Genomic DNA, 23,131 nt, shown 5'->3' with positions numbered 1-23,131 from the left:
ACCTTACACCTTCTTTAAATTACGCTAGGTCCTTCGGCATTCACCGGAGAAACAAAAGCTTTGCTATTGATATTTATTTTATGTAAATGTTGTTGTTGCAATTTGGTAATTTTTCTGGCCGTTTCTTCATCTTTGGTTAAGGCGAAAACGGATGGTCCGGAACCTGAAATCCCAAATCCAATTGCGCCGTTCTCTGTTGCCAGTTTTCTCATTTCCTCAAAACCAGGAATCAGGATCGAACGTACCGGTTCTACCAGAACATCCTGCATACTTCTTCCAATCAGGTCAAAATCATTCATAAATAGCCCGCTCACTAAACCTGCAACATTTCCCCATTGCTTAACGGCATCGCTTAATGCTACCTTACTGCGAATCATCTGACGGGCATCTTTAGTGGGTACATCAACCTCCGGGTAAACAATTGCAGCATACATGCCTGCAGGAGTGGGTAATGAGATTACATCTAAGGGTTCATAACTTCTTACCAGTACAAAACCACCTAGTAAAGCCGGTGCAACATTGTCGGCATGACCATAACCGCAGGCCAGTTCCTCGCCTTTCATGGCAAAAGGAACCAGTTCCTTAACCGTTAGTAAATCGCCCATTAATTTGTTGATGGCAAATAAACCGGCAACAGTACTGGCAGAGCTTGAACCTAAGCCACTGCCAATAGGCATTTTTTTATGCAATTCAATTTCTACGCCTACATCTAAACGATTGATGTGTTTTAGATAATGCTGAACACTGGCGCTTACGGTATTTTTTTCTGCGTCTAAGGGTAAACGTCCTTCATCGCCGGTTATTTGTTTGATCACCACACCTGGTGTATCGGTAAATCGCATTTCAACTTCGTCACCAGGTTCGTTTACGGCAAAACCCAGTACATCGAAGCCACAAACTACGTTTGCAACAGTTGCCGGAGCGAAAACTTTTATACTATTTTTCATTATGGATTGGCTAAGCTATTTATTTAAAGTACCTACGTTAATGATATCGGCAAAAACTCCGGCGGCGGTCACTTCGGCGCCAGCACCAGGGCCTTTTACTACCAATGGGCGGGTTTTGTAGCGATCTGTAGTAAAAGAGATAATATTATCGCTGCCCGATAGCATATAAAAAGGGTGACTGTCATCTACCATTTGCAGGCTGATTTCTACATTGCCATCTTCCAGTTTACCGATATAGCGTAAAACCTTTCCCTCGCTAGCTGCGGTGTTTTTTAAATTCTCGAAGTAAGCTGCATTGGCCTGTAATTCTGAATAGAAGTCTTCAACAGATGCTGCATTTAAGCAGGCATCAGGCAAAATGTTGTCGATTTTTACATCACTGGCTTCTAATGGATAACCAGCATCGCGGGCAAGGATCAGCATCTTACGCATAAAATCTTTTCCATTTAGGTCGTCACGGGGATCTGGCTCAGTGTAGCCCAGTTCCTGTGCTTCCTTTACTGTTTCGTAAAAACCGGCGTCGCCTTTAAAGTTATTGAAGATATAAGAAATCGTTCCTGATAAAATAGCTTCAATCCGTGCTACTTTATCACCACTCATCATCAGTTCGCGCAGTGTACGGATAATCGGTAAGCCTGCACCAACGTTGGTTTCGTAGTAAAAGTCAACGCCAAATTTACGGGCAGTATCTTTGAATGATTTGTACTGTGCATAATCTGCCGAGTTGCCTTTTTTATTACAGGTAACTACCGAAATACTGCTTTCAAATATGCCTTGGTAAAATTCGATAGGCTGTTCTGCTGCCGTGTTATCAACAAAAACACAGTTGGGCAAATTTAGGGCTTTCATTTTAGCAACAAAACCGGCTAAATCTGCCTGTTCACCATCAGTGTTCAGTTCTGTTTCCCAGTTTTCCAAAGAAAGCCCATTGGCATTGAAGATCATTTTGCGTGTATTGCTGATGCCTGTTACCTTCACCTGAAGATCGTTATTGGCAGCGAGAAAAGGCATTTGCTCTTTCAACTGATTAAATAGGGTTTTGCCGATGTTTCCGGTGCCTAAACAGAAAACGTTCAGTGTTCTTTTCAGCTCGGTAAAAAAGGCATCATGTACTGCATTTACCGCTTTAGATAGATCAGCTGCACTGATAATTACCGAGATGTTGTATTCTGAAGAACCTTGAGCGATTGCCCTTACATTAATACCATTACGACCTAAAGCGCTGAACAAACGTCCGCTCATTCCCGGCGTGCGTTTCATGTTTTCGCCAACAATGGCCAAAACGGCAAGGTTATTTTCAACTTCTGGCAATTCCAGTTTTTTAGCATCCAGTTCCAGCTCAAATTCTTTTTTGATTAAGGAAATGGCCTGCGAAGCATCTGTTGGTTTAACAGCGAAAGTAATGCTATGTTCTGATGAAGATTGCGTAATCAATACCACATTGATCTGTTCGCGCGAAAGCAGGGAAAATAACCGTCCGCTAAAGCCAGCTTTACCCACCATACCGCTTCCGGTGAGGTTGATGATGCTGATATGATCAATAGAAGAAATTCCTTTAATGGGTAGATTTGATGTTTTTACATCGCTTTTGATGTAGGTTCCAGCGAAATCAGGCTCGAAAGTGTTTTTGATCACAATCGGAATCCTTTTCATAAAAGCTGGGATCATAGTTGGCGGGTAGATTACTTTAGCCCCAAAATAACTCAGTTCCATGGCCTCGGTATAGCTTAGTTCAGGTAATGAAAAAGCCTTTTTAACCATACGGGGATCAGCAGTCATCATACCGTTAACATCCGTCCATATTTCTATTTCTTCCGCATTCAATGCAGCACCCCAAACCGCTGCGGTATAATCAGAACCGCCGCGGCCCAAAGTAGTAACCCTGCCAGCAGCATTGCTGGCGATAAAACCAGTTACAAAAAGTACCTGGTCTTTATTTTCCTGATAAAAATTGTTGATCAGCAGTTCAGTCAATTCAGTATCAACCTTTGCCTGTCCAAAGTTGCTGTCGGTTTTAATCAGTTCAGATCCATTTACATAAAGCGAACCGCCAATGTTCTGTGACGCAATATGGCTGATCATAAAGGTGGAGCAGCGTTCACCATAACTCAAGATCTGATCTTTAGTTTGTAAACTTAATTCACGCAGATTGGTTACGGCCTGCAGTAAATCTTCCAATTCATTAAAAAAGATCTTCAGACGGGTAAACACCGGGTTTTGTGCTGCCGCAGGCAAAAGGGCGCGGATGACAGCAAAGTGTTTGGCCTCAATTTCTTTTAAGTGTGCGTCGTAATCTTCACCACGTTCAGCCATTTCGGCCATATCGGTAAGTAAATTGGTTACACCACTCATTGCCGATAATACAACTACCGGATTATTGTTCTTTTTTTCTTCGCCAACCAGGCGTAAAAGCGTTTTAATGTTCTCGGCCGAACCTACGGATGTGCCGCCGAATTTGAGTACTTTCATTATTGATATGAGGTTTAACTGTTTGTTGCTGCGTTCAACGTTGGTTTGAAATGCACGTTTTTGCAGGTTTCATTCAGCATGGTTTAAAAAAAAAAGCGTCCCGATTTTCATCGGGACGCTCTGTGTTTTATGTTTTTTCAATTTACAACAAATTAGCCCCGCTGGTTTATACCGGTGGTAATAATAATCGTTGTAATAATTGAAGTAAAATTCATCTTGTCTTGGTGTACTTTATACACCGTAAAGTAGAAGATTATTTTTTTAAAATGCAAATGTTATTTAATTTTTATTTCGAAATTTTTATTAAAACGTTTAAGTAAATGCAATAGCGATATTATCTCGGTCTTCGGGAAATATATTCAAAGGCGCAAAAAAAGCTACTGACGGTTTTACAATAAGGTATGGGAGACACTTTTTTATTAAAAAAGGTGCTTCAGTAGTGCTTTGGGCATTGCAGCCCTGCTAACCGCTAAAGTCCTGATGGTATTGCTGTTTTACTGTCTGTGAGATCGGGAGCTTCCACTTTTATCAGGTTTAATTAACGCGTGCTGTTGCTGCTATCTAAGTTATTCGCCTTTCCAGCGCCTAATTATCCCCTCCCTTGGTTAGCCTGCTCCGATGCTTTTAAGAGTATATCCATAGATGGGACTTAGAGTTGATCTTTTAATCAAAGAAGCGTCACCTCTTAAATCCTTATAAGTAGGTGTGGTCGTAAGGATTAAACATTACTAAAACCATTTATCTAATTTACTTAGTGTATATTTTTAATTTTTTTTGTGTTTAAAAAATGGTTTTAATCTATTTAAAATCAGATAATTAAATCATAGTGTATTTGCTACAATATGTAAAAAATTAAGTTTTAAAACTCGTTTTTGTACAGAATAAGTCTTTACCTTTGCGGCACTAACTAACTTATTGTTATGAGCAAAAAGAAACTGCAAACGCCAGATTTAAGCTATTTAAATCTAGGCGATCACATTGCTGTAAAGTACCAATTATCTCCAACGGAATTAATTGATGAAGCCTTATTAAATAAAGAAGGTATGTTGGCCACTTCAGGGGCGCTTGCCGTTGACACGGGAAAATTTACCGGGCGTTCTCCTAAAGATCGGTTTATTGTGTGCGACGACATCACCATCGATCAGGTTTGGTGGGGAGATGTAAACATTAAAATCTCTCCTGAAAAATTCGATCAGCTATTTTATAAGCTAACCAATTATCTGGAAGATAAGAAAATCTATGTTCGCGATTCTTCCGCCTGCGCCCATCCCGAATATGCGATGTCCATCAGGGTAATTACGGAAACGGCTTATCAGAATCTTTTTGCCCATCATTTGTTTATTCGCCCCGCGGAAGATCAATTGGGGGCAAGTCCAGAGTGGACGATCCTTGCTGCACCAGGTTTTCTAGCCGATCCGGTATCTGATGGAACCAGACAGCAGAATTTTTCGGTCATCAATTTTACCAAAAAAATGATTTTGATCGGCGGAACCGGTTATACAGGTGAAATAAAAAAAGGAATTTTTTCTGTTTTAAATTTTATTCTGCCAGTATATCATAATACTTTATCCATGCACTGTTCAGCCAATAGGGGTAAAAATGGCGATACCGCTATATTCTTCGGTTTGTCCGGGACAGGAAAAACCACTCTTTCAGCTGATCCGGAAAGAGGATTAATTGGCGATGACGAACATGGCTGGTGCGAAGATTCGGTATTTAACTTTGAAGGCGGTTGTTATGCTAAATGTGTGGACTTAAGCGAAGAGAAAGAACCACAGATTTTTAAAGCAGTAAAATCTGGATCGCTATTGGAGAATGTTGGTTTTTTCCCGGGTACGCAACAGGTTGATTATACTGATATCAGTAAAACAGAAAATACCCGCGTGGCTTATCCAATAGATTATATTGATAATGCCATCTTACCTTCAATAGGAGCTGTTCCAAAAAACATCTTTTTCTTAACTGCAGATGCATTTGGGGTATTACCTCCCATTTCAAAGTTAAATGTAGAGCAGGCGATGTTCCACTTTATAAGCGGTTATACGGCAAAAGTAGCTGGAACGGAAACCGGCATAACAGCGCCTCAATTAACTTTTTCGGCTTGTTTTGGTAAGGCTTTCTTACCGCTGCATCCGTCCAGATATGCCGCATTATTGGGCGAGAAAATGGAAAAACATCAGGTAAACGTGTGGTTAGTGAATACCGGCTGGAGCGGAGGTCCTTATGGCGTAGGGGAAAGGATGAAATTAAGGTACACCCGGGCAATGATTTCCGCAGCTTTGGATGGCAGCTTAGATCATAACAGATATAGGCAACACCATGTATTTAGACTGATGATGCCATTAAGTTGCCCTGGGGTGCCGGATGAAATTTTAGATCCCGCCAAAACATGGGATAATCAGGAAGAATACTTTTTAAAAGCCTATGAACTACTAAATGCTTTTACAGAGAATTTTAAGCAGTTCGACCTGACAAAAGTGCCAAAAAGCAGTCACGTGGCGTTAAAATTATGTTAAATGTGCTTTAAAATGCATTTTTTGAACGAAAAATTTGCAATTCGATTTTTTTTTAGTTTTTATTGTGAAAGAATTGCCTCGGCTGGGGCAATTTTTTTGTTATACACGGTGGTGATTTAGCGGAACAAAATTCTAAGTAACGATTTAATTGCTTATTGATTTATTAATTTGTAATTTAAAATCAATTTATAAATTTGTTTTTCGCAACAATATCGAATATGAAACGTTGAGTGTAATACAAAAAGAACAAACAGCTAAAAATTAAAAACAAGAACTAAAACTAAAAATTCAAAAAAAAATGGCAAACGCACCAAAACCAGCAACTGTTAAAAAAGAGAGCTCTTCTAGTGCTTCAAATGTTTTCGCAACATTAGTTATTCCTATTTGTATCGTTATCGGATTCGTGATTTGGAAATATGTATTGGGAGATCCGTCGAACTTTATCGATAACAACAACGAAAACTTACCATTACCAAACAACTATCCAGGTACAGCTTACAAAGGAGGTCCTATTGTTGCCGTTTTGATTGGTTTATTATTAACAACAATCGTTTTCTCTATCGAGCGTTTAATCGTTATCGGTAAAGCCAGTGGTAAATCAAGCTTAGATACTTTCATTATTAAAGTAAAAGGTTTATTAAATTCAGGTAATATCGAAGCAGCTAAAGCTGAATGCGACAAACAACAAGGTTCAGTTGCTAACGTAATTAAATCTGGTTTGAAAAAATACAGTGAAGTTGAAGCGGATACTAATATGGATGTTGAGCAATCTATCGTTGCTATCCAAAAAGAAGTTGAAGAAGCTACAGCTTTAGAAATGCCAATGTTAGAGCAAAACTTAACCATCATCGCTACTTTGGTATCAATCGGTACTTTGATCGGTTTATTGGGTACAGTAACAGGTATGATCCGTGCATTCGCCGGTTTAGCTAACTCTGGTGCTCCGGATCAGGCAGCATTAGCGGTAGGTATCTCTGAGGCCTTGATCAATACCATGACAGGTATCTCGGTATCAACTTTAGCGATCATCATGTATAACATCTTAACATCTAAAATTGATAAGTTAACTTACGCAATCGATGAGGCTGGTTTCAGCATCGTTCAAACATACGCTAGTTCGCATAAATAAGAATTTTGAAAAAATTTTTACCGGCTTTATGGAAAACCGGAAAAAAGATCATCATTATTAAAACTAGTAAAAAAAATTATGCCTAGAATTAAAGTAAAAAGAACAAGTACAGTAACAGACATGACCGCAATGTGCGATGTGGCGGCATTGTTACTTACGTTCTTCATTTTAACTGCTACGGCAAGACAACCAGAACCCCTAGCTGTTTCTACACCCTCATCTACATATGAGTTTAAGGTGCCGGTAGAAAACAATGCGATATTGACCATTGGCCAGGGAAAAGTTTTCTTTGAAGTAGCAGGACCAAAAGTGAGAGAAAAAACATTGCAGCTGATGGGCGAACAATATGGTGTAAAATTTACGCCAGAAGAAACGGTTAGATTCTCAGGGATCGGAAGTTTCGGTGTTCCTATTCAGAGCTTAAAGCAGTTAATTGCGATGAACGCGGGCGACCGCATGAAACCAGGCATTCAGCCAGGTATTCCTGCTGACTCAACCGATAATCAATTAAATGCTTGGGTGCTGAATGCACGTAAGGCTACAAAAGAAATCAACAATCAGGATATGCGTATCAGTATCAAAGGTGATGCTAAAGAAGAGTATCCAGTTGTGAAAAAGATTATTGATGTACTTCAGAAACAAAGTGTAAACAAATTTTTGTTGGTAACTAATTCTGAAGCTAAAAAGAAGAAATAAGAAATGGCAGAATTAAACACGGGCGGGAAGAAAGCCACGCCAAGGGTTGATATGACCCCAATGGTGGATCTAATGTTTCTTTTGGTAACTTTCTTTATCTTAACAACAGTAATCTCTACGCCACAAGCGATGGATATTGCAAAGCCGGATAAAAACGAGAAGTTACCTGAAAATAGATTAGAGCTGAAAGCAAGTAAAACGATGACCATTTTATTGGGTAAAAACAATAAAGTAGCTTGGTACATGGGAGTAGCTGGCGAAAGCGCACCAACAATTGAATCAGGTTCACAGATTGAAGATGCTATCGTAAAAAATAGAAAAGCAGCTGATGCTTCGGGTGTTGCGGGCGACTTCGTTGTACTTGTAAAACCAACATCAGGTTCTACCTTTCAGAACTTTGTGGATATTATGGACGAGTTAGAGATTCTTAAAGTAAAGGTTCGTCAGATTGATGATGATAATATCCTTGATAATGAGAAGCAGTTCATGAGAGAAAAGGGAATTTTATAATCAAATAAAACCAATTTTATGTCGAAGTTAGATATATTCAGAAAAGAATGGCTTGAAGTGGTTTTTGAAGATAAAAACAAAAGCTATGGTGCGTATCAATTGCGTAAAACCAATGGTGCTAATACTACAAGAGCCTTAATTATTGGATCTATTGTCTTCCTGATTTTATTTTTTACTCCAAAAATCTATAGTCTTATCAAAGGCTCAATAGATCAGCAAGAGGAACAGGTAAAAGCACAGGAAGTGATTTTAGCTCCACCACCACCGGTAAATCCGGAAACACCTCCACCGCCACCGGTAGAGCCACCGCCACCAAAGGTTGACCAGGTGAAAATGCCACCTCCAATTGTAAAACCTGATATTGAGGTTCGTGATGAACCACCTACGGTTGAAAAATTGAAGGAAGCTGATCCAGGTCAGAGAGATATCAAAGGTGATCCGACCGCAGAGATTAATATCGCTGAACCGGTAGGAGAAGGACCCAAAAGAGAAGCTGCTGTTGCGGTTGATGATAATAAAGTTTACGACTTTGTGAGTATCGAGAAACAACCAGAATTCCCGGGAGGTATCTCTAAGTTTTATGCCTACTTAGGTAAAGCAATAAAATACCCGCCAATGGCACAAGAAAACAACGTTCAGGGTAAAGTATTTTTATCTTTCGTTGTGGAAAAAGATGGTAAACTAACTGATATCACAGTTACCCGTGGTTTGGGTAGCGGAACTGATGAAGAAGCCATCCGTGTATTGAAAGCAAGTCCACGTTGGAATCCAGGTATCCAGAATGGTAAGCCGGTAAGGGTAAAATATAACATCAACGTTAACTTTACATTGAACTAATCGTAAATGTTAAATTTCGATATCTTTAAGCAAAAATCGCCTAAACAGCGGTTTTTGCTCATTTTAGGCCTTATCATGTTTATCTTTTATGTAATACTTGGTATCGCATTTGTATTTTATAAACCTATTGCACTTCGGTTGAGTGCCATTCCGGAATGGGGGCGGATTACAATTGGTATCTTCCTTATTATTTATGCTTTTGTAAGACTTTTAAGCCTTGGTAGGCGCGATTAATCATTTAATGAAAAAAATTCTTTTAATATTTTGTGTACTGGCTTTATTGGTTTCCTGCAAGCGCAAAAATAAGGCGGCTGCTGTTAAAGAAACGAGAACAAGTGGTACATTAAAAATATTGGTTGATGAAAGTGTTGGACCGATTGTTCAAAATCAGATCGATATTTTTAGTTTAGATTATCCGGATGCCAGATTTCAGGCTACAGTTAAACCTGAAGAAAAATTATTACCTGCTTTTTTGAATGATAGTGTAAGGGTAATCGTTTTGCCAAGATTGTTAACAAAGGCAGAAGAAAAATATTACAACCAACGTCAGATTAAAATCAATACTTCGCGTTTTGCTATTGATGGTATTGCTTTAATTACCAACGAAGGCAATATCGATAGTACAATTAACGTTAAAGAGGTTATTGATATTTTGCAAGGGAAGAAATCAGATAAAAAACTGGTATTTGATAATGCTTATTCCAGTACCTTTCAGTATTTTAAAGAGTTGGCCCATATCAGCCAGTTTCCAGCTACAGGTGTTTATTCAAAAAATTCTAGCAAGGAAGTAATTAAACTTATTGCAGAAGATAAAAATTTTATTGGTATTTTAGGCGTAAATTGGATTACGGGCAAAGATACAGAGCTGAGCGAATACCTTTCGAAGATAAAAGTGTTGGGTGTGAAGAATTTGAAAGGTAAGGCGGGAGATGATCAGTTCTATAAACCAACTCAAGATAACTTGATTAATGGCGTTTATCCTTTCTTGAGAAATATCAATATTATTGATTGCGAAGGAAGGGACGGTTTAGGCACAGGATTTGCAACATGGTTAAGAAGTCAGAGAGGGCAATTGATTGTACTTAAATCTGGACTTGGCCCACATAAATTAATGCCGAGACAAATTAACCTGACTAAAGGAAATTAAATTAAAAATTATAAATTGAACCACGAAGTAAATCTATAGAGGCACTTCATTTTTATTAAATAAAAAACAGGATATCCGATGAAAATTTTAAAGAAAGCAATAACCTTAAATGTAGGTTTGGTGTTGATGGGTTCTGCAGTTTTTGCTCAAAGTTTAAATGACGCGAAAAAAGCCATCGACGCGGAGCAATATCAAAAAGCATCATCAATGCTTAAATCGTTGGTGAGTTCAAAAGCTTCAGATGGTGATAATTATTACAATCTTGGTTTGGTTTATTTAAAAACCGGTTATATTGATTCAGCTAGGGCCGTATTTAACAAAGGGCTTACCGCTGATCCTAAAAACAACCTAAACTTAATTGGTTTGGGCGAAGCAGATTTATTATCTAATGATCCAACATCTGCAAAAACTAATTTTGATAAAGCTGTAGCATTGGCTTCTAAAGATTACAAAACTTATTTGTATATCGGTAGAGCTTATTTAGCACAGGACAAACCAAGTGATGATGTATCAAAACCTGACTTTACCAATGCATTAGCCAATATTACCAAAGCTGATGAATTGGATTCAAAAGATAAAGATGCTGAGGTTTTCCTGGCTCAAGGTGATGCTTACGCTTTACAAAAGAAAAACTCTGAAGCATTAGGCCCCTACATGCGTGTAAATGATGTTGATCCGAACAACAGGAGAGCTAAAACGCAAATCGGTAAGATGTATAAAGAATCCAGGGCTTTTCCTGAAGGAGAAAAAGAACTACAGGATGTAATTGCAGCTGATCCAAATTATGGTCCGGCTTACCGTGAGTTAGGTGAGTTATATTTACAATGGAGTAGCTTTGGTGTTGATAAAGAAAAAGCAGCAAAAGCAATTGAGAATTATAAAAAATACATGGATCTAACGGATAAATCGTTAGAGTCTCAATTGCGGTATGCTCAGTTCTTATTTTATGCGAAAGATTATAAAACATTAGAGCAAGTAGCTTCATCGTTACAGGTTCCTGCAAATGACCCTAAAGGTAATGTTGTTGCCAGGATGAAAGGTTGGGCAGCTTATGAAAATGGTAACTATCCTCAGGCATTAACAAGCTTGACAGAATTTTTTGCGAAAGAAAAGGATAAATCTAAAATTTTAGCTAATGATTACCTTTATTTAGGTAAAGCTCAGTTAAAGGCTGGACAGGATAGTTTAGGTGTAAATAATATTATTGAAGCAGCTAAAATCGATTCAACTAATGCAGATGCCTTGGCTGAAGCAGGTTTAGCGCTATATAAAGCTAAAAAATATGGTAAAGCTGCTGAAATTTATACTTTAGCAACTAAATATAATCCAAATGGTAAAGGTTCGTTAACCAATTACTACTATATTGGTCAAACCAGGTTCTTGGAAGGATATTTTGCACAAAGAGAAAAAAAACCTTTAAATACAGCTGCATTAGTTGAGGCTGATTCAGCGTTAAGTCACTTAAATAAAGTTTCTCCTGAATTTGCATTGGGTTATTTTACAAGGGCTAGGATTGCCAATCTTTTAGATGATAAGGCAAATCCAAAATATGCTTCAATTCCATTGTTTGAAAAGTATATTAGCTTGGTTAAACCAGAAGAACAGGCAGCCAATAAAACAAACCTTGTAGAAGCTTACGATTATCTTGGTGCGTATTATGCTGATAAAGATAAAGCTAAAGCTATTGACTTTTTAAATAAAAGTATAGCGCTAGACCCTCAAGGTCCTTTTGCGTCAGCGAAACTTAAAGAATTGCAGTCACCTGCTGCGGCTTCAAAAGCCAAAGGTAAAGGCAAATAATTTTAAAGTTAAATAATTTAGAAAAGGCAGAGTTTGGTTACTCTGCCTTTTTCTTTTACTTTTGCATCACTAAAATAAAAATTATGCAAGCGCAAAGTTCAGCTATAGATTTTTTACCAATTATATTTCAGGTAATTGTTGCTTTAGGTTTTGTAGTAACTACCTTGGTTGCTACCCACTTTTTAGGGCCGAAACGCAAAACCAGCGATAAACTGGAGACTTTTGAAGCGGGGGTAAAATCAATAGGTAATGCACGCCAGCCTTTTTCAATCAAATATTTCGTAGTAGCCATCCTCTTTGTATTATTTGATGTAGAGGTGATCTTTATGTATCCCTGGGCAGTTAACTTCCGTGCATTAAAAATGGATGGAATGATTGAAATGTTCATCTTTATGGGTACCTTGTTGCTTGGTTTTATCTACGTAATCAAGAAAAAGGTTTTAGACTGGAACTAATCAGTTCCCAGGTTTCAATTCGCAGTTATCAGTCCACAATTAGCGGTTAATTATCGCCAGTTTAATAACTGTAAACTGAAAATTGCCAGCTATAAACCGGGAGGTGTATCACTTACACTAACCTATAGCGGTTTTTTTATTTAGAAAGGTTCTAAATCAGGTAAAGCTCGCTTTTTTGCCTTTTAAATATTGTAAATTTGTTGCTCATTCTTTGAAGGGATGAGCATTTTTTGTTTATAAACATGAGTGAAATTAATATAGTTGATGCGCCTCCAGGAACCGAAGGGCCTGGCTATTTTGCCACCTCTTTAGATAAGGTGATTGGTTTGGCCCGGTCAAATTCATTATGGCCTCTACCTTTCGCAACTTCTTGTTGTGGGATTGAGTTTATGGCAACCATGGGTTCTCACTACGATTTAGGTCGCTTTGGTGCAGAGCGTTTGAGTTTCTCTCCCCGTCAGGCAGATGTGTTAATGGTTATGGGTACCATTGCGAAAAAAATGGCTCCGGTATTAAAGCAGGTTTATATCCAGATGGCAGAACCACGTTGGGTAATGGCAGTTGGAGCCTGTGCGAGTAGTGGTGGTATTTTTGATACTTATTCGGTATTACAAGGCATCGATGAAGTGATTCCCGTGGATGTTTATGTTCCGGGATGCCCGCCAAGACCAGAAGCCATTTTAGATGGTTTCCAGCGCATTCAGGATTTAGTGAAGAACGAGTCGGGCAGAAGAAGAAATTCTGATTATTACAAAGAACTCTTAGGTCAATACGGCATTAAATAATGGAAGAAACCACGCTAAATAACGACATACACGTTAAACTGACTGAAAAGTTTGGCGAAAAGGTTACTGCTGTTTCTGAGCCTTATGGTTTATTAACTTTTGTAACTTATAAAGATGTTATCGTAAATGTGCTTTCACATCTTAAAGAAGAATTAAAATTCAATTTCCTTACTGATATTACAGCGGTTCATTATCCTGGTAAGGATCATGGTATTGCAGTGGTTTACCATTTGCATAACATGGTTGAAAAAGTAAGGGTTAGAATTAAAGTGTTTATTTCAGAGCAGAACCCAACTATCCCTACGGCAACAACTTTATGGAAAGGTGCCAACTGGATGGAACGTGAAACTTACGATCTTTTCGGGGTTAAATTTGAAGGCCATCCTGATTTACGCCGTATTTTAAATATGGATGACTTGGGCGTTCACCCGATGTTGAAGCAATATCCATTGGAAGATCCGAACAGGGTAGATAAAAAAGACGAATTTTTTGGAAGGTAAACTATGAATCATAACCATCCGGTATTTACAGATAACGACCCGCAAAGTGAGCTGGTAACCCTAAACTTAGGCCCAACCCACCCTGCAACCCACGGCGTTTTTCAAAATGTTCTGCAGTTGGACGGCGAACGTATTGTAAGCGGCGTTTCTACTATTGGCTACATACACAGGGCTTTCGAAAAGATTGCTGAGCATCGCCCGTTTTATCAGATTACGCCACTTACCGACCGTTTAAATTATTGCTCTTCGCCTATTAACAATATGGGCTGGCACATGACGGTTGAGAAGTTGTTAAATATTCAGATACCGAAACGTGTAGATTATCTTCGGGTAATTATTATGGAACTTTCGCGTATTGCAGATCATATTATTTGTAATACGATTATCGGTCAGGATACAGGAGCTACCACCACTTTCCTATATCTTTTTCAGTTCCGTGAGCATATTTACGAAATCTTTGAGGAAGTATGTGGTGCCCGTTTAACCACAAACATAGGGCGTATTGGTGGCTTTGAAAGAGATTTCAATGATATTGCCTTTGCCAAAATCGATAAGTTTTTAAAAGAATTTCCTAAAGCATTAAAAGAATTCGAAAATCTGTTAACGCGTAACCGTATTTTTATTGACAGAACGGCCGGTGTTGCAGAAGTGAGTAAAGAAACTGCTTTAGAATATAGCTGGACCGGCCCATTATTGCGCGCAACAGGAGTAGATTATGATGTTCGTGTAAGCGATCCCTATTCTTCATATCAGGATTTCGATTTTGAAATACCTGTTGGTACAAGCGGTGATATTTACGACCGATATTTGGTACGTAATGAAGAGATGTGGCAAAGTGTCCGCATTATTGAACAGGCCGTTGTGAAGTTAAAAACAGAACCAAAGGGTATTTTCCACGCCGATGTTCCTGAATTTTACCTTCCTCCAAAGCAGGAAGTTTACAACAATATGGAAGCGTTAATCTATCACTTCAAAATTGTGATGGGCGAAATTGATGCGCCGAAAGCAGAAGTTTATCACGCTGTAGAAGGTGGAAATGGTGAATTAGGGTTCTATCTGATAAATGATGGTGGCCGTACCCCATACCGTTTGCACTTCCGCAGACCAAGTTTTATAAACTACCAGATGTTTGCACCGATGAGCGAAGGCATGTTATTGTCTGACGCCATTATCAACATGAGTAGTATGAATATTATTGCAGGAGAATTAGATGCTTAAAGTAGAAGAACAAACACCTGTAGTGTTTTCATCAGAATTGCTGGCCAAATTTGATGAAGTAAAAAACCGTTATCCAGAAGGAAAACAAAAATCAGCTTTATTGCCATTATTACATTTGGTGCAGGCTGAGTTTCTTTGGGTGCCTACTTCAGCTATGGATCAGGTTGCTGAATATTTAAACATTCAGCCGATTGAAGTTTATGAAGTAGCTACATTTTATACCATGTATTTTCTAAAACCGCAAGGTAAATACGCCCTGGAGGTTTGTCGTACCGGTCCATGTTGCCTGGTGGGTGCCGAGAAAATACTAAGCCACCTGGAAAACAAATTGGGTGTTAAGGAAGGAGAAGTTACTCCTGATGGTTTATTCAGCTTTAGAGGGGTTGAATGTTTAGCTGCCTGTGGTTATGGCCCGGTGTTGCAGATTAGCCCGGAGTATACTTTCTATGAAAACTTAACTACCGAAAGTGTAGATAAATTGATTGAAGATTTAAAAAATAAGATTTGAGAAACTAGATTTGAGGTATGAGATCAGGCATTTGTCTAACATCTCATATCTCACATCTCATATCTATAAATAATGAGCCGTAAATTATTACTTGAGCATATAAACGTACCGGGCATCAATACACTTGACGTCTATCGCCAGAAAGGCGGGTACCGTGCTGTGGAAAAAGCCCTGAAAACCTTAACCCCGGAAGAAATTGTAGAAGAGGTTAAAAAATCAGGTTTACGCGGTCGCGGAGGTGCAGGTTTCCCAACGGGAATGAAGTGGAGCTTTTTGGCTAAACCAGAAGGTGTTGCACGCTATTTGGTATGCAATGCCGATGAATCTGAGCCAGGAACTTTTAAAGACCGTTATCTGATGACTTACATCCCTCATGCGTTAATTGAGGGAATGATTGTTTCCAGTTTCGCTTTAGGTGCAAAGGTTTCTTACATCTATGTCCGTGGTGAGATGATGCCTCAGATCCGTATTTTAGAAAAGGCAATTGCCGAAGCTAAAGCTGCCGGATGGTTGGGTAAAAACATTTTAGGAACCGGTTACGATTTAGAATTATATGTTCAACCGGGCGGTGGTGCCTACATTTGTGGTGAAGAAACTGCTTTGTTAGAATCACTGGAGGGAAAAAGAGGTAATCCACGTATTAAACCGCCTTTTCCGGCTATTGCTGGTTTGTATGGTTGCCCTACTGTGGTTAACAATGTTGAATCTATTGCAGCTGTAGTGCCGATCATTAACGATGGTGGTGACGAATATGCCAAAATCGGTATTGGTAGAAGCACTGGAACAAAATTGATATCAGCATCTGGTAATTTAGTAAAACCAGGCGTTTATGAAATAGAATTGGGTTTACCGGTAGAAGAATTTATCTACTCTGATGAATATTGCGGCGGTATTGCCAATGGCAAACGCCTTAAAGCAACAGTTGCGGGTGGTTCATCTGTACCGGTTTTACCGGCTAACCTCACTTTAAAATTAGCTAACGGAGAGCCTCGTTTAATGAGCTATGAATCACTATCAGAAGGTGGCTTTGCAACTGGAACAATGTTAGGTTCGGGTGGTTTCATTGCTTTTGACGAAGATCAGTGTATCGTTCGTAATACCTGGAATTTTTCCCGTTTTTATCACCATGAAAGCTGTGGACAATGTTCTCCTTGCCGTGAAGGTACAGGATGGATGGAAAAAGTATTGCACAAAATTGAACACGGACATGGAACCATGGAAGATGTTGATCTATTGTGGGATATCCAACGTAAAATTGAAGGAAATACGATTTGTCCGTTGGGTGATGCCGCTGCCTGGCCTGTTGCCAGTGCGATACGTCATTTTAGGGATGAATTTGAATGGCACATTAAGGAACCGGTGAAGAGCCAGAGCCAAAATTACGGTATCGCAAATTATGCAACACCGATTGAGAAAGCTCCGGTAGCGGAAGAGAAATAAAAGGTCGCAATTTGCGGCCTTGGAAAGTTATTTAATTGAAGCCGGTCGCAATTTGCGATCAGTTTGATATTTAATTAAAACCTAAGATCACAATTTGTGATCTTAGAAAATAAACTTGTAAATGCCGAAGCAAGAGACATCAATAATTACTAATGAGATAATTGTAAACAAAATTTATCTTTTTAGAAGAGTTAAGGTGATGTTAGATTCTGATTTAGCAGAACTCTTTGGTTTTGAAACTAAGTGATTTAAAGAACAGGTTCGAAGAAACATAGAAAGGTTACCTGAACATTTTATGTTCGAATTGACAAAAGAAGAAAATGAAGGCTTAAGGTCGCAAATTGCGACCTTAGAACAAGGAAAATATTCAAAGTATCTTCCGTTTGCATTTAGCGAGCATGGTATTTTGCAACTATCAAACGTTTTGAAAAGTAAACAGGCGGTAGAAGTAAGTATTAAAATTATTGATGTTTTTGTACAGCTTAGAACAATGGTTTTAAGCAACACAGAAATAAGGTTATAAATAGAAAAGATTAAAAAGAAGGTAGATAATCAGGATAAAAACATTGAAGTCATCTTCAGGTATTTTGATGAACTACTGGAGCAACAACAACAGCCAAGGAAAGAAATTGGTTATAAAATCCCGAAAGGGAAATAATAAATAAAAAAAGATTGCTTCCTGCCTCGCAATAACGGTAGAAGTTAAAAAAAAGTAAAAGAATATCATTAACCATGAGTGAAAAAGTTAAGGTTACGATAGATGGGATAACAGTAGAGGTTGATAACGGAACAACCATTCTAAATGCTGCAAGGCAGATTGGAGGAGATATTGTTCCGCCAGCCATGTGCTATTATTCTAAACTGCAAGGCAGTGGCGGTAAATGCCGTACCTGTATTGTAAAGGTGACTAAAGGTTCGGAGAAAGATCCTCGTCCAATGCCTAAGTTGGTGGCTTCCTGCCGTACAACCGTAATGGATGGGATGGAGGTACTTAACATTACTTCACCAGAAGTTTTGGAAGCACGAGCAGGTGTGGTGGAGATCTTATTGATTAACCACCCTTTAGATTGTCCGGTTTGTGACCAGGCAGGTGAATGTGATTTGCAGAATTTGGGTTACGAGCATGGTTTACAAAAAACACGTTATGAGTTTGAGCGCCGTACTTTCGAACGGATAGATATAGGCGATAAGATTCAGTTGCACATGAACCGTTGCATTTTATGCTATCGTTGTGTTTTTACTGCAGATCAGATTACCAATAAACGTGTTCACGGTATCTTAAATCGTGGCGATCATTCAGAAATTTCTACTTATATCCAGCAGGCGGTTGATAACGATTTTTCAGGAAACGTAATCGATGTTTGCCCGGTTGGTGCTTTAACTGATAAAACTTTCCGTTTTAAAAACCGCGTTTGGTTTACCAAACCTGTTGATGCACACCGCGATTGCGATCACGAAAAGTGTAGTGGTAAGGTAACACTTTGGTATAAAGGAGCAGATGTTTTGCGTGTTACAGCCCGTAAAGATCAGTTTGGCGAAGTAGAAGACTTTATTTGCAATACTTGCCGCTTTGATAAAAAAGCAACTGCTGATTGGGTAATTGAACGTCCAACACACATTGATGATACTTCGGTAATTGCATCTAACCACTACGAAACATTAAAACCTTTGCATGTAATTCAGCCAAATGAGGCTTTACAGGCTGCAAATGAAATTGAATTACATAAAACAGTTAAATACTAATGGATAGCGCTTTTGTTATAGAAAAATTTATCCTGGTAGCTGTAATTTTCGGCATCAGTTTAGTTATTGCCATGTATTCTACCTATGCTGAACGTAAGGTTGCTGCATATTTGCAAGATCGTTTAGGTCCGGATAGAGCTGGCCCCTTTGGTATTTTACAACCCCTGGCAGATGGTGTTAAAATGTTCATGAAGGAGGAGATTATCCCCGCTTCATCTAACAGGTGGTTATTTATTGTTGGTCCTGGTTTGGCATTACTTTGTGCCTGTATTGGTACCGCTGTAATTCCATGGGGTAGTCCAATGGAAATTGGTGGTAAAATTGTTCCGCTTCAGGTTGCCGATATTAACGTAGGTGTTTTATACATTTTTGGTGTAGTATCCTTAGGTGTCTATGGTGTAATGATTGGCGGATGGGCCTCAAACAATAAATATTCTTTATTAAGTGCCATTCGTGCGGCGTCACAGAATATCAGTTATGAGATTGCAATGGGCTTATCAGTCATTGCTTTGCTTTTAATGACTAATACCTTAAGCTTAAAAGAAATTGTTGATCAGCAACATGGATTAAATTGGAACGTTTGGTACCAGCCACTGGGATTTTTAATCTTTATGGTTTGTTCTTTTGCCGAAACCAACCGTGCACCTTTTGATTTACCGGAATGTGAAACCGAATTGATTGGAGGGTATCATACCGAGTATTCGTCAATGAAATTAGGATTTTACCTTTTTGCAGAATATATCAACATGTTCGTATCATCGGCAGTAATGGCAGCCTTATATTGGGGCGGCTATAACTATCCTGGTATGGATTACGTTGCTGCGCACTTAGGTCCAACCTGGGCGCCACTTATTGGTACAGCTGTTTTCTTTGGTAAAATTGTCATGTTCATCTTTTTCTTTATGTGGGTACGTTGGACAATCCCTCGTTTCCGTTACGACCAATTGATGAATTTAGGCTGGAAGGGTTTAATACCATTGGCTATTGCCAATATTATAATAACAGGTATTGTGATTGCGATTATTGAGAAGTTTTAATTATGGAATCATTAAGTAATAAGAAAAAAGTACTGGAACAAAAGCCTTTGAGCTTTATGGAGCGGATGTACCTCCCGGCAATTGCCAAGGGCATGGGCATTACCATCAGTCACTTATTTAAAAAAGAGGCTACTGTAAGATATCCTGAAGTAGAACGCGAATTTTCGACCAACTTTAGAGGGATGCACTCGCTAAAACGTGATGAGAATGGTAAAGAACGTTGTACTGCCTGTGGACTATGTGCTTTATCTTGTCCGGCTGAAGCCATTACCATGATTGCTGCAGAACGTAAGCCTGAAGAAAAACATTTATACCGCGAGGAAAAATATGCAGCCACTTACGAAATCAATATGTTGCGCTGTATTTTTTGTGGTTTATGTGAAGAAGCTTGTCCAAAAGAAGCTATTTACCTAGACGGCCCGATTGTACCTGCTGATTATTTACGTAAGGATTTTATTTACGGAAAAGATAAGTTGGTAGAGGCACCACTGGAAATGAAAAAATAAATAATGGTTCGTGAGGACACGAACACTATAACTAAGATAATCGTCATGCTGAATTTATTTCAGCATCTTCTCTACAAGACCCTGAAATAAATTCAGGGTGACGAAAACATATTAAATAAATAAACAATTAATGAGTACACAAGTATTCTATTTCGTAGCCACATTAAGTATCATATTTTCGCTGCTGGTGATTTTTGCAAAAAATCCAATCCACAGTGTATTGTACTTAATCCTTACCTTTTTTACCTTCACTGTTCACTATGTATTGCTAAACGCACAGTTTTTAGCAGTGGTAAACTTTATTGTTTACATGGGGGCAATTATGGTACTCTTCTTATTTGTACTGATGTTGCTTAACCTGAATAAGGACACCGAACCGAGTAAATCGCCGTTGATTAAAATCGTCGGGGTGATTGCCGGCGGTTGTTTGGTGGTTACCTTAATCGGTTCTTTAAAATCAGCAAGTATTTCCAGTCCATTGATTTTAAAAAATCCGGGATTGGGATTGGTGGAAAATCTTGGTAAGGAGCTTTTTGGCCCGTTCTTATTACCATTCGAATTGTCATCTCTATTACTATTGGCAGCAATGGTAGGAGCCGTTTTATTATCTAAAAGAGATGAGGTAGAAGCATAATGGAAAACTTAACATCACAACTTCAGGGCGTTCCGCTAAATCACTACATCTATTTAAGCGCCATTATTTTTTCTATTGGCGTAATCGGTGTACTTACCCGTAGAAATGCCATCGTAATCTTTATGTCAGTAGAGCTGATGCTTAATGCCGTTAACTTATTGTTAACCGCTTTTTCTGTGCATAGCAACGATCCATCCGGACAGGTTTTCGTATTTTTCATTATGGCCCTGGCAGCTGCAGAGGTTGCAGTTGGTTTAGCCATCATCGTTATGGTTTACAGAAATACAAAATCGATAGATATTAATGTTTTAAATCGCCTTAAGTGGTAAATATATAATAAGAATGACAATAGAACAATTGATTTGGTTGGTTCCGTTACTACCTTTTTTAGGTTTTGTAATTAATGGGCTGGGCAGAAACTCTTTATCTAAAGGACTTGTTGGCATCATCGGAAGTGGGGTAATCCTAGCCTCTTTTGTAATCAGCTTAGTTATTTTCTTTAGTTTACAAGGCGATACACAAAAATCTCACGAAGTACTTTTATTCGATTGGATCAGTGCAGGTGCATTGCACATTCCTTTATCTTTTCTGGTAGATCCTTTAAGCGCTATCATGCTTTTGATCATCACCGGAATTGGTTTCCTGATCCATCTATATTCAACCAGTTATATGCACGGTGATGCTGGTTTCGGTAAGTTTTTTGCTTACCTAAATTTGTTTGTGTTCTTCATGCTGTTATTGGTATTGGGTTCAAACTACATTGTGATGTTTATCGGTTGGGAGGGTGTAGGTTTATGCTCTTACCTGCTAATCGGCTTCTGGTACACCAATAGTGCTTATGCATCAGCAGCTAAAAAAGCTTTTGTAATGAACCGCATCGGCGATTTGGGCTTTTTGTTAGGTGTATTCTTAATCTTCAATACTTTTGGCAGTGTAGAATTTGCTAAAGTTTTCCCTCAGGCGGCTAGTGGAAGTACAGATATCTTGGTTTTAATCACCATTTTATTATTTATCGGTGCTTGTGGTAAATCAGCTCAATTGCCCTTGTTTACCTGGTTACCAGATGCAATGGCCGGACCAACACCGGTTTCAGCGTTAATCCATGCTGCAACAATGGTAACGGCAGGTATTTATATGATTGCACGTTCTAGTGTATTATTTGATCTGGCACCGCTTACCCAGCACATTATTGCCATTATAGGTGCAGCAACAGCTTTAGTAGCCGCTATCATTGCATTAACACAAACGGATATTAAAAAGGTATTGGCTTATTCGACCGTATCACAACTGGGATATATGTTTTTAGGTTTAGGCGTTGGTGCGTATACCGGTTCATTCTTTCACGTATTAACCCACGCATTCTTTAAAGCATTATTATTCTTGGGTGCAGGTTCTGTAATTCATGCCATGCATCACGAACAAGATATGCGCCATATGGGCGGATTGAGAAAGAAACTTCCGGTTACTTTTTTAACCATGATGATCGGTACGATTGCCATTGCAGGTTTACCGCCATTCTCGGGTTTCTTCTCTAAAGATGAAATTTTGGCACATGCTTTCCAGGCTAGTCCGATACTTTGGGGAATTGGGGTTTTAACCGCGTTTTTAACGGCGTTCTATATGTTCAGAATGATGTTCCTGACTTTCTCTGGAAAATACCGCGGAACACATCATGAAGAAAGCCACGTACACGAATCGCCAGCAGCGATGACTTTACCTCTGATTATTTTAGCTGTTCTTGCTGCAATTGGTGGAGCAATTAATCTTCCTCACGTTTTTGGTGGTAACGAATGGTTGGCCCATTGGTTATCAGGAGCAGGTGTTGCACAGCATGAATTGGAGCTAAGTTACTCTACTGAATACTCATTAATGGCTGTTTCGGTTGCGGCAGCTGTAATAGCTTTATTGTATGCTTATACCAGGTATGTTAAAGGAGCCCGGGTTCCTGTTGCTGATGAAGCACCGCGTTCAGCATTGGCAAAACTATCCTACAACAAATTTTATTTAGATGAGATTTATGATTTCATCATTACCAAACCGTTGGATGCCCTATCAAGATTCTTTTACAGGATTATCGACAATAAATTTATTGATGGAATTGTAAATGGATTGGGATGGAGCACTAATGAGGCCAGTAAAGGTATTCGTTTATTGCAAAGTGGAAACGTAGGTTTCTATATATTTATGATGGTATTTGGTATCATCGCATTGCTATTGTATACATTTTTCTACATATAAAAAGGGTTCAAAATAA

22 protein-coding genes and 1 pseudogene are annotated in these 23,131 nt (G+C 38.8%); 21 read left to right on the top strand and 2 right to left on the bottom strand.

Features of this window, described 5'->3' with window-relative positions; translation table 11 throughout:
• Positions 1 to 14: 14 nt before the first annotated feature.
• Both BM107_RS14215 and thrA read right to left on the bottom strand, forming a co-directional pair.
• Positions 15 to 947 (bottom strand): homoserine kinase, encoded by a 933-nt coding sequence (locus BM107_RS14215; RefSeq protein WP_090984422.1) that lies wholly within the window; start codon positions 945 to 947, stop codon positions 15 to 17.
• 15 nt (positions 948 to 962) lie between these two features.
• Positions 963 to 3,416: a bifunctional aspartate kinase/homoserine dehydrogenase I gene (gene thrA, locus BM107_RS14210; protein WP_090984420.1), complete on the bottom strand. Its 2,454-nt coding sequence runs from the start codon at positions 3,414 to 3,416 to the stop codon at positions 963 to 965.
• Between the two features lie 920 nt (positions 3,417 to 4,336).
• On the opposite strand from thrA, the gene pckA reads away from it, so the two are divergent.
• From pckA to nuoL, 21 genes and pseudogenes are all read left to right on the top strand, one after another.
• Positions 4,337 to 5,932, top strand: a complete 1,596-nt coding sequence (pckA, locus tag BM107_RS14205; protein ID WP_090984418.1) for a phosphoenolpyruvate carboxykinase (ATP) — start codon at positions 4,337 to 4,339, stop codon at positions 5,930 to 5,932.
• Positions 5,933 to 6,230: 298 nt separating this feature from the next.
• Entirely contained in the window at positions 6,231 to 7,061 is an 831-nt protein-coding gene (locus tag BM107_RS14200) for a MotA/TolQ/ExbB proton channel family protein (RefSeq protein WP_090984417.1), read from the top strand.
• Positions 7,062 to 7,139: 78 nt separating this feature from the next.
• On the top strand, positions 7,140 to 7,757 hold the full coding sequence (locus BM107_RS14195; RefSeq protein WP_090984413.1) for a biopolymer transporter ExbD: 618 nt from the start codon (positions 7,140 to 7,142) through the stop codon (positions 7,755 to 7,757).
• A gap of 3 nt (positions 7,758 to 7,760) precedes the next feature.
• Positions 7,761 to 8,267, top strand: coding sequence for an ExbD/TolR family protein (locus tag BM107_RS14190; protein ID WP_090984411.1), 507 nt, complete (start codon positions 7,761 to 7,763; stop codon positions 8,265 to 8,267).
• Between the two features lie 18 nt (positions 8,268 to 8,285).
• Complete coding sequence (locus BM107_RS14185) at positions 8,286 to 9,104, top strand: energy transducer TonB (protein WP_090984409.1); 819 nt, start codon at positions 8,286 to 8,288, stop codon at positions 9,102 to 9,104.
• Positions 9,105 to 9,110: 6 nt separating this feature from the next.
• Entirely contained in the window at positions 9,111 to 9,338 is a 228-nt protein-coding gene (locus BM107_RS14180; RefSeq protein WP_090984407.1) for a hypothetical protein, read from the top strand.
• Between the two features lie 7 nt (positions 9,339 to 9,345).
• Entirely contained in the window at positions 9,346 to 10,251 is a 906-nt protein-coding gene (locus BM107_RS14175) for a PstS family phosphate ABC transporter substrate-binding protein (RefSeq protein WP_090984405.1), read from the top strand.
• A gap of 78 nt (positions 10,252 to 10,329) precedes the next feature.
• Entirely contained in the window at positions 10,330 to 12,051 is a 1,722-nt protein-coding gene (locus tag BM107_RS14170) for a tetratricopeptide repeat protein (protein ID WP_090984403.1), read from the top strand.
• Positions 12,052 to 12,134: 83 nt separating this feature from the next.
• On the top strand, positions 12,135 to 12,506 hold the full coding sequence (locus BM107_RS14165; RefSeq protein WP_090984401.1) for an NADH-quinone oxidoreductase subunit A: 372 nt from the start codon (positions 12,135 to 12,137) through the stop codon (positions 12,504 to 12,506).
• Positions 12,507 to 12,748: 242 nt separating this feature from the next.
• Positions 12,749 to 13,291 (top strand): NADH-quinone oxidoreductase subunit B, encoded by a 543-nt coding sequence (locus BM107_RS14160; RefSeq protein ID WP_039472971.1) that lies wholly within the window; start codon positions 12,749 to 12,751, stop codon positions 13,289 to 13,291.
• Complete coding sequence (locus BM107_RS14155) at positions 13,291 to 13,791, top strand: NADH-quinone oxidoreductase subunit C (RefSeq protein ID WP_090984399.1); 501 nt, start codon at positions 13,291 to 13,293, stop codon at positions 13,789 to 13,791. Before BM107_RS14160 ends, BM107_RS14155 begins: the two co-directional genes overlap by 1 nt.
• A 3-nt stretch (positions 13,792 to 13,794) precedes the next feature.
• Positions 13,795 to 15,009, top strand: coding sequence for an NADH-quinone oxidoreductase subunit D (locus BM107_RS14150; RefSeq protein ID WP_090984396.1), 1,215 nt, complete (start codon positions 13,795 to 13,797; stop codon positions 15,007 to 15,009).
• The gene (locus BM107_RS14145) at positions 15,002 to 15,517 is read left to right on the top strand and encodes an NADH-quinone oxidoreductase subunit NuoE family protein (RefSeq protein ID WP_090984394.1); all 516 of its coding nucleotides are present in this window, start codon (positions 15,002 to 15,004) and stop codon (positions 15,515 to 15,517) included. Before BM107_RS14150 ends, BM107_RS14145 begins: the two co-directional genes overlap by 8 nt.
• Before the next feature lie 72 nt (positions 15,518 to 15,589).
• On the top strand, positions 15,590 to 16,957 hold the full coding sequence (nuoF, locus tag BM107_RS14140; RefSeq protein WP_090984392.1) for an NADH-quinone oxidoreductase subunit NuoF: 1,368 nt from the start codon (positions 15,590 to 15,592) through the stop codon (positions 16,955 to 16,957).
• Positions 16,958 to 17,219: 262 nt separating this feature from the next.
• Positions 17,220 to 17,480: pseudogene (locus BM107_RS25100) on the top strand (ORF6N domain-containing protein); the annotation flags it as partial.
• A gap of 209 nt (positions 17,481 to 17,689) precedes the next feature.
• The gene (locus tag BM107_RS14130) at positions 17,690 to 18,700 is read left to right on the top strand and encodes an NADH-quinone oxidoreductase subunit G (protein WP_090984390.1); all 1,011 of its coding nucleotides are present in this window, start codon (positions 17,690 to 17,692) and stop codon (positions 18,698 to 18,700) included.
• Positions 18,700 to 19,737, top strand: coding sequence for an NADH-quinone oxidoreductase subunit NuoH (gene nuoH, locus BM107_RS14125; RefSeq protein WP_090984388.1), 1,038 nt, complete (start codon positions 18,700 to 18,702; stop codon positions 19,735 to 19,737). Before BM107_RS14130 ends, nuoH begins: the two co-directional genes overlap by 1 nt.
• 2 nt (positions 19,738 to 19,739) lie before the next feature.
• Complete coding sequence (locus tag BM107_RS14120; protein ID WP_090504254.1) at positions 19,740 to 20,243, top strand: NuoI/complex I 23 kDa subunit family protein; 504 nt, start codon at positions 19,740 to 19,742, stop codon at positions 20,241 to 20,243.
• Between the two features lie 130 nt (positions 20,244 to 20,373).
• Positions 20,374 to 20,877 (top strand): NADH-quinone oxidoreductase subunit J family protein, encoded by a 504-nt coding sequence (locus BM107_RS14115; protein WP_090984387.1) that lies wholly within the window; start codon positions 20,374 to 20,376, stop codon positions 20,875 to 20,877.
• Positions 20,877 to 21,206 (top strand): NADH-quinone oxidoreductase subunit NuoK, encoded by a 330-nt coding sequence (nuoK, locus tag BM107_RS14110; protein WP_055908793.1) that lies wholly within the window; start codon positions 20,877 to 20,879, stop codon positions 21,204 to 21,206. The genes BM107_RS14115 and nuoK overlap by 1 nt, the downstream gene beginning before the upstream one ends.
• A gap of 19 nt (positions 21,207 to 21,225) precedes the next feature.
• Complete coding sequence (gene nuoL, locus BM107_RS14105) at positions 21,226 to 23,115, top strand: NADH-quinone oxidoreductase subunit L (RefSeq protein ID WP_090984662.1); 1,890 nt, start codon at positions 21,226 to 21,228, stop codon at positions 23,113 to 23,115.
• The last annotated feature ends 16 nt before the right edge of the window (positions 23,116 to 23,131 follow it).

Origin of the sequence: Pedobacter suwonensis, assembly GCF_900111825.1 — a bacterium.
GTDB lineage: Bacteria > Bacteroidota > Bacteroidia > Sphingobacteriales > Sphingobacteriaceae > Pedobacter > Pedobacter suwonensis.
The sequence above is the reverse complement of the archived record's forward strand: the minus strand, read 5'-3'. Positions and strand labels throughout refer to the sequence as shown.